Annotated in this window: 11 protein-coding genes; 4 read left to right on the forward strand and 7 right to left on the reverse strand. The window is 68.6% G+C overall.

Features of this window, described 5'->3' with window-relative positions; all coding sequences use genetic code 11:
- From AB7M35_RS12275 to AB7M35_RS12285, 3 genes are all read right to left on the reverse strand, one after another.
- Window positions 1-1,068 (reverse strand): C4-dicarboxylate TRAP transporter substrate-binding protein, encoded by a 1,068-nt coding sequence (locus AB7M35_RS12275; RefSeq protein WP_453960144.1) that lies wholly within the window; start codon window positions 1,066-1,068, stop codon window positions 1-3.
- A 246-nt stretch (window positions 1,069-1,314) separates the two neighbouring features.
- On the reverse strand, window positions 1,315-1,791 hold the full coding sequence (locus tag AB7M35_RS12280) for an OsmC-related (seleno)protein (RefSeq protein ID WP_453960146.1): 477 nt from the start codon (window positions 1,789-1,791) through the stop codon (window positions 1,315-1,317).
- A gap of 22 nt (window positions 1,792-1,813) precedes the next feature.
- Window positions 1,814-2,398 carry a carboxymuconolactone decarboxylase family protein gene (locus tag AB7M35_RS12285; RefSeq protein ID WP_453960147.1) on the reverse strand — a complete coding sequence of 195 codons (585 nt, stop codon included), beginning with the start codon at window positions 2,396-2,398 and terminating at the stop codon, window positions 1,814-1,816.
- Between the two features lie 121 nt (window positions 2,399-2,519).
- On the opposite strand from AB7M35_RS12285, the gene AB7M35_RS12290 reads away from it, so the two are divergent.
- Window positions 2,520-3,467, forward strand: coding sequence for a LysR family transcriptional regulator (locus tag AB7M35_RS12290; protein ID WP_453960149.1), 948 nt, complete (start codon window positions 2,520-2,522; stop codon window positions 3,465-3,467).
- 46 nt (window positions 3,468-3,513) lie between these two features.
- Here AB7M35_RS12290 and mdoH read toward each other — a convergent pair whose 3' ends face one another.
- The 4 genes from mdoH to AB7M35_RS12310 all read right to left on the reverse strand — a co-directional run bounded on the left by mdoH (window position 3,514) and on the right by AB7M35_RS12310 (window position 9,233).
- Entirely contained in the window at window positions 3,514-5,310 is a 1,797-nt protein-coding gene (gene mdoH / locus AB7M35_RS12295; protein ID WP_453960150.1) for a glucans biosynthesis glucosyltransferase MdoH, read from the reverse strand.
- A gap of 43 nt (window positions 5,311-5,353) precedes the next feature.
- Complete coding sequence (locus AB7M35_RS12300; RefSeq protein WP_453960152.1) at window positions 5,354-5,545, reverse strand: hypothetical protein; 192 nt, start codon at window positions 5,543-5,545, stop codon at window positions 5,354-5,356.
- On the reverse strand, window positions 5,526-7,115 hold the full coding sequence (locus tag AB7M35_RS12305) for a glucan biosynthesis protein (protein WP_453960153.1): 1,590 nt from the start codon (window positions 7,113-7,115) through the stop codon (window positions 5,526-5,528). The genes AB7M35_RS12300 and AB7M35_RS12305 overlap by 20 nt, the downstream gene beginning before the upstream one ends.
- 546 nt (window positions 7,116-7,661) lie before the next feature.
- Window positions 7,662-9,233 (reverse strand): glucan biosynthesis protein, encoded by a 1,572-nt coding sequence (locus AB7M35_RS12310; RefSeq protein WP_453960155.1) that lies wholly within the window; start codon window positions 9,231-9,233, stop codon window positions 7,662-7,664.
- 354 nt (window positions 9,234-9,587) lie between these two features.
- On the opposite strand from AB7M35_RS12310, the gene AB7M35_RS12315 reads away from it, so the two are divergent.
- Genes AB7M35_RS12315 through AB7M35_RS12325 form a run of 3 tightly spaced genes read left to right on the forward strand, consistent with a single transcriptional unit; the run spans window position 9,588 to window position 13,183 of the window.
- Window positions 9,588-10,259, forward strand: coding sequence for a TetR/AcrR family transcriptional regulator (locus tag AB7M35_RS12315; RefSeq protein ID WP_453960156.1), 672 nt, complete (start codon window positions 9,588-9,590; stop codon window positions 10,257-10,259).
- Window positions 10,260-10,297: 38 nt separating this feature from the next.
- Complete coding sequence (locus AB7M35_RS12320; protein WP_453960158.1) at window positions 10,298-11,230, forward strand: TAXI family TRAP transporter solute-binding subunit; 933 nt, start codon at window positions 10,298-10,300, stop codon at window positions 11,228-11,230.
- An 18-nt stretch (window positions 11,231-11,248) separates the two neighbouring features.
- Window positions 11,249-13,183, forward strand: a complete 1,935-nt coding sequence (locus AB7M35_RS12325; protein WP_453960160.1) for a TRAP transporter permease — start codon at window positions 11,249-11,251, stop codon at window positions 13,181-13,183.
- Window positions 13,184-13,186: the final 3 nt, after the last annotated feature.

Here is a 13,186-nt window from a genome sequence, read left to right on the forward strand (position 1 = left end):
CTAGTTCTGGTCCCACTGGCGGGCGATCGGCTGGTTCGCCTCGCGCATCGCCTCCATGTAGTCGTGGAGGATCGCCTTGCCCGGGATGCCCTTGGCTTCCAGGTTGTCGGCCCATTCCTGGGCGATGTTCGGGAGCTTGGCGGCCCAGTCGAGGCGTTCCTGCTCGTCGATGTCGACGACGGTGCCGCCGTTCTCCTTGAAGGTCGCGATGGCCTTCTCGCCGAGCTTGGCGGCGAATTCGCCGATGGCAACGCTGTAGGCCTGCGCACCCTTCTCGAGGGCCGCCTGGACCTCTTCAGGAAGCTGTTCCCACTTCGACTTGTTGACGTTCACCGCGTAGGTGTTGGCGCCGCCGAGGTTGGCGTTGAAGTAGTAGGGGCAGACTTCGTAGAACTTCAGCGACACGACGGACTCGCCCCACACCAGGATCGCGTCGGTCACGCCCGTCTGGGTCATGTTGTAGAAGTTGCCGAGGTTGGCGTTGACGCCGACCGCGCCGATCGGCTCGACCCAGCGCAGGTTCGGCCCGATGCCGCCGATCTTCAGCCCGTCGATGTCGTCGACCGACTTGATCGGCTTGGACGAGCAGATGATGTAGTTGTCGGCGATGCCGGAGGCCGACAGGGTCACCTGGTCGAACTTGTCCCAGGTCTCGTTGAACGCCGGATACTTCTCCACCAGCCCGTCGACGACCTTGTGCACCAGCACCATGTCGGTGGTGGTGAACGGGGTGACGTAGCCGATCAGGTAGAGCGGGATCTTGTCGGCGTGGATGGCGGTGATGATCACGCCGACGTCGGCGAGGCCGGTCTGCACGGCTTCCAGCTCGCCGCCCGGGGTGGCCAGCGTGCCGGAGAACGCCTCCTGCCAGTTGATCTTGTAGTCGCCGGTCTTGGCGAGTTCGGCGTCGACCGTCGGGATGAAGCTCTCCTGGAGCATCTTCACCGCGGCGACGCTGGGCGAGAACCCGGACACCACCGTCAGGTTGATCGTTTCCTCCGCCATCGCCGGCGCCGTCATCAGCGCCGCGAGGCCGAGGCCCAACCCCAGCTTCTTCAGGTTACGCATTTCGTTTTCCTCCCTTTTTGACGTCTTGTTTTCGTTCCGATCGCTTAAGCGCTCGCGATCAGCCTGCTGTCGGCGCCCCCCCGCGCCAAGTCCCAATATGTCCGATGCGAACATTGCGGGACCCGGCCTTCCCGGCGCGCATGTCCGGGAAGGCATTTCCGGCCGGACCACCACGTCCGGCCCCGTGCCGCCGGCCTCCCCTCGCCCGCGATGCCGCGGGCCAGGCCGGCGCCACCCGACGCCCGATCAGGCGTCGGTCCAGCCTCCGTCGTTGATCCGCAGGCGGTGCGCCACGGTGTTGGAGACGGCGAGCGTCTGTTCCACGAAGCACGCCCGCTTCGAGGCCTCGATCAGCCGCGCGACGTCCTCGGCCGGCGCCTCCGACTTGAGATCGACGTCGACGCTGAAGCTGCGCGGAAAGCCCTCGTAGGGTCCGAGCTCGCCCTTCTCGGCGGTCCATTCCGCCCGGCAGTTGACCTTCAGGTCCGAGATCTCGACGCGCATCTTGCGCGAGAACACCCGGATCTGGGTCATCAGGCAGCCGACCAGGCCGGTGAGGAAATACTCCAGCGGCGTCGGAGCGGTGCCCTCGCCGCCCTGGAACGGCCCCTCGTCGGTGGCGAGCACGTTGACGCTCTTGAACGGCGAACTGGCCGTGAGCGTCACCTCGTTGCGCATCTTGCCGACGGCCACGCCCTCGGCATCGAAGATGACTTCGAACATCTGGCGGTTCTCCGTGGCCCCGTCAGGCCGTTTCCATCGTGTCGAGCCCGCGCAGCATCGGCTGCAGCTCGCAGGCCTCGCCCCACGTGCGCATCTGCAGCGAGCGGGCGAACTTGCCGACGCCGTCGGTCTCCGCGCAGACGAGGCCGAGCTCGACGATCTCCTCGTCGCTGAAGTGCCGCTTCAGATCCTCGTAAACCGCGTCGTCGTCGATGGCGTCGTCGCCCGCCTTGAAGGCGGTGGCGAAGCGCAGCGCCGCCTTCTCGCGCGCGTCGAACAGCGGGCTCGCCTCGAAGTCCATGGTCGCCATGAGCTTCTCCTCCGTCAGGCCCGCCTCCTGGGCGATGCGCGAGCGCACTGTCGAGCAGTAGCCGCAGAAGTGCTTCATCGAGATCAGCACCCGGCACATCTCCTTGAGCGGGACCGGCAGCACGCCGCCGTTCAGGAGCTCGTTCCAGTGGCGCAGCCAGTTGCGGCCGGCCTCGGCGCGGACGTAGATCCGCGCGCACAGGGGATCGGGCGCGCCGTTGTGTTCCGCCGTCTGGATCAAGAGGCGCTGGGTGCCGCTCGCTTCGTCGTCGCTCAGGGGTTCGATACGGGGGGCCATGGTCCTGTCCTCCATTGCCGGTCGCCGGACGCGACCGCTGCTGCCTCGTTGCAATCGATTGTAGCGCCGACCTTTCATGCTAAAAACGCAAATGGGGAGATCGTGGTGATGCGAGATGCGCATGGATAGGGCGGCGGAGAGCCTGAGCGACCTCTACCGGTTCCTGGAAATCGCCGAGCAGGGCAACCTGACGGCGGCGGCCGAACGGCTGGGCGTGTCCCAGTCGGCGCTGAGCCGCTCGGTGCAGGCGCTGGAGCAGGCCTACGGCTCGCGGCTGCTCGACCGCGGCAAGCGCGGCGTCCGGCTGACCGAGCCCGGCCAGATCTTCGTCGAGCGCGCCCGCGAGATGGTGAACCTGCACGAGGCGACGGTCCGCGAGCTCACCGACTTCGACGCCGACCCGGGCGGCCGCGTGCGGATCGGGCTGCCGATCTCCACCTCGCGGGTGTTCGCGACGCCGCTGGTGGCGCTTGTCGCCAGGCGTCACCCCCGGGTGACGCTGGCGATCACCGAGGACATTTCGGAGAACATGGAGATCGGCCTGTCGAAGGGGCATCTCGACCTCGCCATCCTGGTGAGCCCGAAGACGCGGCGCGGCAAGCTGCACACCTCCCCCATCGCCGCCGAGCAGCTGCTGGCGGTGATGCCGCCCGACCACCCGCTGACGACCCGCACGCGGCTGGACTGGCAGGACCTCGCCGGCCAGTCGATCGTCGCGCATCCCGAGGGCAACTTCATGCGCCACTGGCTGACGCGGATGAACGCCCGCCACGGCCTCGGCGTGCAGCTGTCCGCCGAGGTGAACTCGCGCACGCTGATGGTGGAGCTGGTGAAGGCGGGGATCGGCATCGCGCTCATGCCGGGCTGCTCGGTCGTCGAGGAGCTCGCCAGCGGCGCGGTGGTGGGCCGGCCGATCGGCACCATGCGGATCGTCTGGAGCGTCGCCTACGACGGGCAGCGCCAGCCGTCCGGCATCGTCGAGCGGGTGCAGAGGCTGATGGAGGAACTGGCGGCCGATCTCGCCCGCCAGGGCATCTGGACGCCGGTGGCCGCGGCCCGGAAGGGCTGACGCGCGCGGCACGGCACCGGCGCCATGGCCGGCGCCGGGAGGCGGCTTACGGGAGCGGGTGCGGCGCGGGGGTCGCTCCGTCCGGCAGCGGACGGTCGGCCGGGACGGCATAGGCCTGGCCGGTCCAGCGGGCGAGCACGGCCCGCCGGTCGAGCACCAGCTTGGGCGGCGCGATCTCGGTGGGCGTGCCGAACAGGCCGAGCCGCGCGGCGAGCAGGCCGCTGCCCCGGGTCGAGCTGCCGTAGACGATCAGCGGGGCGAGCACCATCGGGATGCCGACGGGCAGCAGCCAGGGCAGCAGGTCGGGCGTGAACACGCCGGCGACGCTGAGCGCGAGGATGCCGGCGGCGGAAATCCACCAGCTTCCCGCCCAGGACTCGGCGAGCGAAATCCCCTCCTCGCGGTCGGACACCGGCCAGCCGCCGTCGGAGCCGGTCACGATCTGGAAGACGGAGCGGCTCTGGTAGAGGAGCATGATCGGGGCCATCACGCTGGACCAGATCACCTCCACCAGCGTCGACCAGACCACGGCGGCGGCGCCGGAGAAGCCGTGGTGGCGGGCGGAGCCGGAGGCGCGGACCAGGATGAGGAGACGCGGCACGATCAGGAGGCCGAACACGGTGATCAGCAGCATCAGCGCCTTGGCGGTGTCCACATGCGGGAACCGCGGGAACAGCATGCCCTGCTCGGGGAAATACACCGGCCCGCTGACGAAGAACGGCGCGATGAGGCTGGACACGAGGAAGGCGAGCCAGAGCGGCGAGGCCAGATAGGCCATGATGCCCTGGACCAGGAAGAAGCGGCTCCACAGCCGCAGCTTCGGGGCGAACAGCAGCCGCATGTGCTGGAGGTTGCCCTGGCACCAGCGCCGGTCGCGCTTGGCGTAGGCGATCAGGTCGTCGGGCGCCTCCTCGTAGGAGCCCTCCAGATCGGTATAGAGCCGCAGCTTCCAGCCGCCGCTGGAAAGCAGCGCCGCCTCGACGTAGTCGTGGGACAGGATGTCGCCGCCGAACGGCGGCTTGCCGGAAAGCTTGGGCAGCCCGCAGGTGGCGGCGAACGCCTCCGTGCGGACGATGGCGTTGTGGCCCCAGAAGGTGCCGGCGGTGCCCTGCACGGCCGCCAGCCCGCGCGAGAACGACGGCGCGAAGAACCACGACGCGAACTGCATCGAGCGGCCGAACCAGGTCTTGGCGTTGATCACCTTGGGGAGCGTCTGGATGAGCCCGACGGTCGGGTCGGCGTCCATCCGCCGCGCCATCTCGACCATGGTCTCGCCCTCGACGAGGCTGTCGGCATCGAGGATCAGCATGAAATCGTAGGCGGCGCCGGAACGGCGGACGAAATCGGCGACGTTGCCGGCCTTGCGGCCGTGGTTGACGGCGCGGCGCCGGTAGAACATCCGGCCCTCGGCGCCCGTCTCCTGGACCAGCCGCTGGAACCACTTCTCCTCTTCGGCCGCGATGGCGTCATCGCGGGTGTCGGAGAGGATCATGAAGTGGAAGTCGTCGTGGCGGCCGGTGGCGACGAGGCTGTCGCTCATCGCGGCAACGCGCGAGAAGGTGCCGACCGGATCCTCGTTGTAGATTGGGACCAGCACGGCGGTGCGCCGCGGCCGCGACAGCGGGCCGGGCGGCGGCGCCTTCGGATCCCGCGCGAACAGGCCGGCAAACGCCAGCGTCGCACCCCAGGCGATGCCGAACGAGGTGATCGCCAGCAGGGCGACCCGCAGGACGTCGAGCGCATCCAGATCGTCGGACGCGACGTAGTCGAAGAAGAGCGACGTCGCGACGTAGGTCAGGATCAGTGCGGCCGTGAGGGTGAGGACCCGGTAATAATAGACCATCAGATCCCTTGCTGGCGGAAGGCGTGCAGGATGGAGGCGCGGTTCAGCGAACCGCGCCGCTCAGGGACGGACGGAAGAAGGCCAGTCGCAGGCGGGCCGTCCAGCCGACCTCGAGGGTCTGTACCGGCATCGCCATCGGCGCCGACGGCGGAGCGTACGCGTCCATGAACGCGATCCGCTCCGACTGCTCGATGGAAGCCAGGGTCATTCCGGCATCAGTAACGTCGTTGCTCATCACCCAGTCTCCATTGGTATAGCCAGGTCTCTGAAAGGCGGCGTCCGGCCATGTCCAGGCGGACAGCGAGTTCCACCGGACCATCCCCGGCCGGAAGAACATCGAAGGCGAAACGCCACGTTCCATCTTTGATGCGGTGCAGAGAGGAGGTTTTCACCTCTCCGCCCGAAATGGTCACATTGGGCGAAATGCCGGCATCCGGCTCGAGGCCGGGCAGCATTCCACCCTCGTAGTCAATGACGAACTTACGAAGTCCATCATCGTTCCGTACGCCGGACGGACCACCGACGCCTGTCCGCGTGCTGATGGCCCGCGCGAGGCTCGATTCCTCCGATCCGGGGGTGCCCCAGACCAGCCGGTAGCTCAGCGCGAGCGCGCTTCCAGCGGTCACGGGGTCGGCCGGCGTCCAGAATGCGACGATGTTGTCCATATGGTCGGCGTCGGCGGGAATCTCAACGAGCTGAATGTAGCCCTTGCCCCATCCCTCGCCGGTCTCGACGCGCAGCGACGGACGCTTCTCGTAATGGGCCTCGGCGTCCTGGTAGTCCTCGAACCTGTGGTGGCGCTGGTTGAGCGCGAACGACACCGGCTGGTCCTCGCCGAGGAAGGAATTGGCCAGCACGTGCGGGTTGCTCAGGTGGCGCCAGAGCTCGTCGCCGTTGCGGCGCACCACGCGCAGGCCCTCGGAATCGTGGACGCGCTCGCGGTAGTCGTCGAAGACCGTGCGGTTGTTCTCGCCGTACAGGAACATCGAGGTCATCGGCGCGACGCCCAGCCGGTCGACGTCGGCGCGGAAGAACAGCCGCGCGGTGATGTCGGTGACGGTGTCGATGCCGGGGATCACGCGGAACGCGTAGGCGCCTGTGAGGCTCGGGCTCTCCAGCGTCGCGTAGATCATGATCGAGCGCGCGTCGGGCTGCGGCTTCTCGATGTAGAACTCGCTGAAGCGCGGGAATTCCTCCTCGCGGCCGGTCGCGGTGTTCACCGCCAGCCCGCGGGCGCTGATGCCGTAGACGTTGCCGTGGCCGACGGCGCGGAAGTAGCTGGCGCCCTGGAAGGCGATCACTTCGTCGAAGACGTCCGGCCGGTTGAGCGGGAAGTGCAGGCGGAAGCCGGCGATGCCGGGGAACGGCAGGTTCTCGAAGTCGGCCGGATTGAGCGGCGGCCGGTACTCGAAGTCGGCCGCGCTGAAGGTGACCTCGTTGGCCTGGCCGCCCTCCACCACGAACAGCCGCACAGGCACGTTGAACAGCCAGCCGGCGTGGAAGGCCTGAACGCGGAACGGCAGGTCGGTGTCGCCCCACAGCGCGTGGTCGCCACGGAAGGCGACCTGCTTGTAGGCCTCGTAGTCGAGGTTGCGGATGGCGTCGGGGATGTCGACCTTCGGCTTCTCGTAGGGACGCGTCGCCGCGTCCTTCATGCGGGCCGTCAGCGCCTCGAAGGAGAATCCGGCCGGCGCCTGCTCCGCCGGTTGAGCCGCGCCAGCCTCCTGGGCGCGCGCGCTCCGCGCAATCGTCGCGCTCGCAAGCGCACCGGTCATTCCGCCAATGACGGATCGACGACTGAGCATCAGTCCTCCCCTGCTTCGGCCATCAGCCGGATCATGCACTGCGGGATACCCCACCCCAGACAAATTCACGTCGCACTGCAAAAACCCGCGTAGGGGCTCAAGAGTTCCGCCGTTAACGTGGTGATATAGTGGATTAATTCGTGACGTTCTTGTGGCCGTGACGTGCGGGCGAGGGGGCGATTGCTTGCTTATTTTGCAATCGCGACCCTTTGCTTGCGCGTACGTTCGGCCGCCGCCGGTCCCCGGGGGATCGCAGGTCCCGGGATGGTGCGGCGCAGCAGATGATGCCCAAAATCGGACGGCGGCGACTCTGAAATTTCAGGGGTCCCGACGGGGCCGCTCCGGCGGCCGCCCGGACGGGTCCGACGGGGGCGCCCGACGGGCCGTCGGCGCCCGATCGGCGACGGTCGCGAGGGCCGTAATCGGCCAGTTTCCAACCGCGGGATGGTTAACGCCGAGCCCGCCGCCGCGGGCGGGCGAAGGGGTGCGGCAGGACGCCGCACCCCCATCTCGCGCGGCCCCGGACGGGCGCCGCGGGGTTGCCGGTCAGCCGGGGAAGTCGAACGGCAGGTACTGGTACATCCACGTCTCGCTCAGCACCTCGTCGCCGAGCTTCAGGTAGCAGCGGAGATCGACGGCGTCGGTGCCGGTCACGTCGAGATCGAAGAACGCCCGCCAGCGGTCGGTGCCGACCACCTTCACCACGTAGCGGCCGCTGACCTTGCCCCGCGAGGCGTCGACGACCGGATCGACGTCGAACCGCTGCTTGAGACCGTCGAGCGGTCCGCCCGCGAAATCGATCACGAACTTCTTGGTGTCGCCCCGGCGCGCCTGGCCGGGAACCCCGCCGCGGCCGATGCGCGTGCCGACGACGCGCGCCACCGACTTCGGCGGGAACGGTTCGGTGGAGACCCAGTGGAGCCGGTAGGGGAAGTGCAGCGCGTCGCCGGCGCGCACCGGCTCCGCCGGCTTCCAGTAGGCGGCGATGTTGTCGTAGATCTCGTCGTCGGTGGGGATCTCGACGAGCTGGACCTCGCCCCTGCCCCAGTCCGACAGCGGCTCGACCCAGATGCCGGGGCGCTTGTCGTAGAAGGCGCCGTCATCCTGATAATTGTCGAAGTCGCGGTCGCGCTGGAGCAGGCCGAAGCCCTTCGGCGCGCTGTCGACGAAGGCGCTGGTGCGCACCGTCTTCGGATTGTTCAGCGGCCGCCAGATGCGCTCGCCGGCGCCGGTCCACAGCGCCAGGCCGTCGCTGTCGTGGACCTCGGGGCGCCAGTCGTCGCCCTGGAAGCGCTTCGCCTCGGAGTACCAGAACATGCTGGTGAGCGGCGCCACGCCCAGCCGCTCGATGTCCTTGCGGATGTAGAGGTAGGCGTCGACGTCCATCAGGATGTCGCCGGGCTTGGAGATGGTGAAGCGGTAGGCGCCGGTGCAGCTTTCGCTCTCCAGCAGCGCGTCGACGATCATCGCGTCGGGATCGTCGCCGGCGCCGTGCAGCCAGAAGGCGGAGAAGCGCGGGAACTCCTCGGGACGCGCCATGCCGGTGTCGATGGCAAGACCGCGCGCCGACAGGCCGTACTGGCCCTCGGGGCCGGACGAGCGGAAGTAGCTGGAACCCAGGAAGGCGAGCCAGTCCGTCTCCGAGCCGGCGTTCATCAGCCGGAAGCCGGCGTAGCCGAGATCGTCCGGCAGCTTCTGCTCCAGCGCCTTGTCCTTGTAGGTGAAGGCGTTGTGGTCGTAGCCGATCTCGCGCGCCTCGCCGTCCTTCACGAGATAGAGCTGAACCGGCACCTTGAAGTAGCGGCCGAGATGGAAGAGGCGGACGGGAACGGTCGTGTCCTCGCCCGGGCCGAGGGTGCGTTCCGGCCGGAAGGTGATCGACTGGTAGGCGTCGAAGTCGACGGTCTCCAGGAGGTCGGCGTGGGGCACCGGCGGGGCCACGTAGGGCCTGGCGGCGATCGCGCGGGCGCGCTCCTTCAGGACCTCGAAATCGAAACGGGTGGGCGGATCCAGCGGCAGCTCCGTCATCGCGTGCGCCAGCCTGACGAACGGCGGCGCCCCGAGCCCGGCCAGCAGCGCCGCGCTGCCCATCAGCAGGCGCCTTCTGTCAACGTCCAAACCACCGCCCCATTCCATGGTTGCCCTCCAGGCTCCGTTGCACGTGCATGCGTCGCACGGACGCGTCCCCGTCCAACAGCGCAAATGCGGTCAAAATCCGGGCGCGCGCGGGCGCAATCAGGGAAATGTATACGCGGATCCGCCGGGCCGCGCCGCCCGCCGGCCGGTCATTCTCGGGAAAGGCGGGCGGTCATGGCGGAAGGGCCGGGCCGCTCCCCCGGCGCGCGCCGGCGCCGCGACCCGCCGTCGCACGTCTTTGAACAATCGTCCAAATGCGATAGACAGAAGGGCAAGTCCCCTGTAGGGGAGAGCCAAACGAGGGGGCAGCCGCCCCGCCCGACCGGATGGACCGACGTGGCCCGCGCCGATACGCGACAGACCATTCTCGAGGTCGCCAAGGACCTTTTCGCCGAGCGCGGCTTCGGTTCCGTGCCGCTGCGCGAGATCGCGCGCGCGGCGGGCGTCCACGTCGGCAGCGTCACCTACCACTTCGGCGACAAGCTCGGCCTGCTGGAAGCGATCTACACGGCCCACACCGAGCCGATGAACGCCCGCCGCCTGGAGCTGATCGGCGAGGCGATGCGGATTTCCGACGACGACCAACGGCTGATGGCGGTGCTGCGGGCCTACGTGATGCCGGCCTTCACCTCGTCGCACGCCGATTCCGGCGGCGGCGCGCGCTTCACCCGGATGCGCGCGGTGCTGTCGGCCGAGGGCAACCCGGAAGCCCGCCAGATCATCGCCAACGCGTTCGACGCAACGACCCGCGCCTTCATCGACGCCATCGCGGGCTGCCTGCCCGGCGCCGACCGCGACGCGATCGTCTGGCGCTGCCAGTTCCTGCTCGGCTCGCTCTACTACACGCTGATCAATCCGGAGCGCATCACCCGCCTCTCGGACGGGCGCACCGACGGCGGCGACCACGAGCGCGCCATCGACGAGCTCGTCTCCACAAGCTTCGCGAGCTTCAAGGCGCTCGCGGAACCCGGCCGGAAGAGCCGGGTGCAGACGTTTCACCCCGCCTGAGTCACGTTGACCGGCAACAAACCCTGGGAGGGAATGGCATGAAGCTGACCCACGCACTGACGGCACTCGCACTCGGAGCCGCCATCCTGACGACGCCCGCCGCCGCCGAGGAGCGCATCTCCATCGGCACCGGCGGCACCGGCGGCCTGTTCTACGTGATCGGCGCCGGCATGGCCGACGTGCTGAACAAGCACATGAAGGACACCACGGCGCGCGCCGAGGTGACCGGCGCCTCGGTGGAGAACATCCGCCGCGTCGGCGCCGACCAGATGACGTTCGGCTTCTCGTCGTCGTCGACCCTCTACGAGGCGAAGAACGGCGAAGGCCCGTTCAAGGACGGCGCCCAGCCGGTCGCCGCGATGGCCTACCTCTATCCGGCGGTCCTGCAGGTCGCGACCATCAAGGACACCGGCATCGCGTCGCTCTCCGACCTGCAGGGCAAGCGGGTGAACCTCGGACCTCCGGGCTCCAACGCCGCCGTGCTCGCCCAGCGCCTGCTCGAGGCCTACGGCGTGTTCGATCCCGGCAAGGCGCAGTTCCTGTCGTACACCGAAGGCACCAACGCGCTGATGAACGGCACCGTGGACGCCACCGTGGTGCTCGCCGGCGCGCCGACCTCGGCCCTGATCGACCTCGACGCCCAGCGCGACATGGTGCTGCTGCCGGTCGACGAAGCCAAGGTCGCCGACATGATCAAGAAGTACCCGTTCTACCAGGTCTACGAGATCCCGGCCGGCACCTACCCGGACCAGACCGCAGCGGTGGCGGTGATCAACGACCCGGCGACGATCTTCACCCGTGAGGATGCCGACGCCGACATGATCTACACGATCACCAAGACGCTGTTCGACCACCTGGACGAGCTCGGCCAGATCCATCCGCAGGCGAAGGCCATCAAGCTCGACACCGCGACCAAGACGCCGATCGCGTTGCAGGCCGGTGCCCAGCGTTACTTCGACGAGAAAAAGTAAGAAACGGGCGGCGGCGACATGAATCTCGGCCTTGAACAATTGCGTCTGAGGCCCGCCGTCGAGCGGCCGGGGACGGAAACGGTCATCGTTTCCGCCCTCGTCGCCGCCGGCGCGGTCGCCGCCACCGCACTCGTGATCTACGGCGCCTACTACGGCCTGATCACCGCGCTGATCCTGCGCTCGGCGTTCTTCTCGCTGATCGCTGCCTCCGGCCTGCTCTATCTCGGCCTGAAGACCCAGTCCGGCTGGGTGCGCGTGCTGTGCTACGCGCTGGCGCTGTTCGCGCCGATCCCCGGCCTGCACCTCTGGCAGTCCTACATCGACATCGTCATGCGCGGCGCGATGGCGACGCCGCCGGACCTGTGGATCTTCGTCGGCCTGATGGCCGTCATCCTGCTGCTCGCCCGCCTGACGCTCGGCTGGACGCTGGTCATCCTCGTGATCCTGTCGCTGGCGTACGCCTGGTTCGGCTACCTGATCCCCGGCAAGTACGGCCACGGCGGCTACGACCTGCACCGCCTGACCTCGACGCTGATGCTGTCGACCGAAGGGGTCTACGGCGTCCCCATGGGCGTGGCGGTGGAATACATCTTCCTGTTCGCGCTGCTGGGCGGGCTGTTGATGAAGATCGGCACCGGCGAGGTGTTCGTCGACCTCGCCCGCGGCATCACCGGCCGCGTCCAGGGAGGGCCGGGGCTGTCGGCGGCGCTGTCGAGCTCGCTGCTCGGCACCATCAACGGCAGCGCCGTCGCCAACGTGGTGACCACCGGCACCTTCACCATTCCACTGATGAAGCGGGTCGGCTACAGCCCGGCGCTCGCCGGCGCCATCGAGGCGGCTGCCTCCTCGGCCGGCCAGATCCTGCCGCCGGTCATGGGGGCCGCGGCGTTCCTGATGGCCGAGATCATCGGCGTGCCCTACTCGCAGATCGCGCTCGCCGCGCTGGTGCCCGGCCTGCTCTACGTCGTCGCGCTGATGGTTGCCGTGCGCCTGGAAGCCGGCAAGCTGAACCTCGAGCGCGACACCACCGCCGGCCTGGCGTTGCTGCGCGAGACGCTTCTGAAGCGCGGCTACCTGCTGATCCCGCTGATCGCGCTGATCGCCTTCCTGGCCAACGGCTACACGCCCACCCAGGCGGCGGTGATCTGCATCGTGTTCGGCCTGGCGATTTCGCCCTGGCGCAAGGACACCCGCGTCGGCCCGGCCGGGCTGGTGCTGGTGTGCCGGGACACGCTGATCGCCACGCTGCCGATCGTCGCCGCGGTGGCGGCCGCCGGCACCGTGATCGGCGTGCTGAACCTCACCGGCCTGGGGCTGATGCTGTCGAGCCTGATCGTCGAGACCGGCGGCGACAAGATCTGGGCGATCCTGCTGCTGACCGCGGCGGCCTCGTTCGTGCTCGGCATGGGGCTGCCGACGTCGGCCGCCTACCTGCTGCTGGCGGTGCTGGTGGCCCCCGCGCTGACCCAGCTCGGGCTGCCCATCATCGTCGCGCACATGTTCATCTTCTACTACGGGCTGGTGTCGGCGATCACGCCGCCGGTGGCGCTCGCCGCCTATGCGGCTGCCTCGATCTCCGGCGGCGATCCGACGAAGACGGCGATGGAGGCGGTGCGCCTCGGCTTCGTGAAGCTGCTGGTGCCGTTCCTGTTCGTCACCATGCCGGGCCTGCTGATGATCGGCACCGGCACGCAGATCTTCCTGTCGATCGTGTTCGCGGGGATCGGCGTGGTGGGCATCACGGTGGGCTTCGCCGGGTGGCTGGTGCGGCCGCTGGTCTTCGCGGAACGGATGGCGATGATCGTGGCGTCGCTGCTGGTGCTGTGGCCGACCGACGTGGCCTCCACGGAGCCGGTGACCATCGTCGCCCGGCTCGTCGGCATTGTCGCCCTCGCCTTTCTCGCCTATCGGTCGACGGCGGCCGGAGAGCCGCGGCCGGCCAGCACCGGCTGAGAG

The sequence above is a fragment of the Amorphus suaedae genome (assembly GCF_053629675.1).

Excerpts from the sequence above, each read along its gene's own strand:
- AB7M35_RS12275 (WP_453960144.1), bottom strand. The coding sequence starts at position 1,068 with ATGCGTAACCTGAAGAAGCTGGGGTTGGGCCTCGGCCTCGCGGCGCTG.
- AB7M35_RS12280 (WP_453960146.1), bottom strand. The coding sequence starts at position 1,791 with ATGTTCGAAGTCATCTTCGATGCCGAGGGCGTGGCCGTCGGCAAGATG.
- AB7M35_RS12285 (WP_453960147.1), bottom strand. The coding sequence starts at position 2,398 with ATGGCCCCCCGTATCGAACCCCTGAGCGACGACGAAGCGAGCGGCACC.
- AB7M35_RS12290 (WP_453960149.1), top strand. The coding sequence starts at position 2,520 with ATGGATAGGGCGGCGGAGAGCCTGAGCGACCTCTACCGGTTCCTGGAA.
- mdoH (WP_453960150.1), bottom strand. The coding sequence starts at position 5,310 with ATGGTCTATTATTACCGGGTCCTCACCCTCACGGCCGCACTGATCCTG.
- AB7M35_RS12300 (WP_453960152.1), bottom strand. The coding sequence starts at position 5,545 with ATGAGCAACGACGTTACTGATGCCGGAATGACCCTGGCTTCCATCGAG.
- AB7M35_RS12305 (WP_453960153.1), bottom strand. The coding sequence starts at position 7,115 with ATGCTCAGTCGTCGATCCGTCATTGGCGGAATGACCGGTGCGCTTGCG.
- AB7M35_RS12320 (WP_453960158.1), top strand. The coding sequence starts at position 10,298 with ATGAAGCTGACCCACGCACTGACGGCACTCGCACTCGGAGCCGCCATC.
- AB7M35_RS12325 (WP_453960160.1), top strand. The coding sequence starts at position 11,249 with ATGAATCTCGGCCTTGAACAATTGCGTCTGAGGCCCGCCGTCGAGCGG.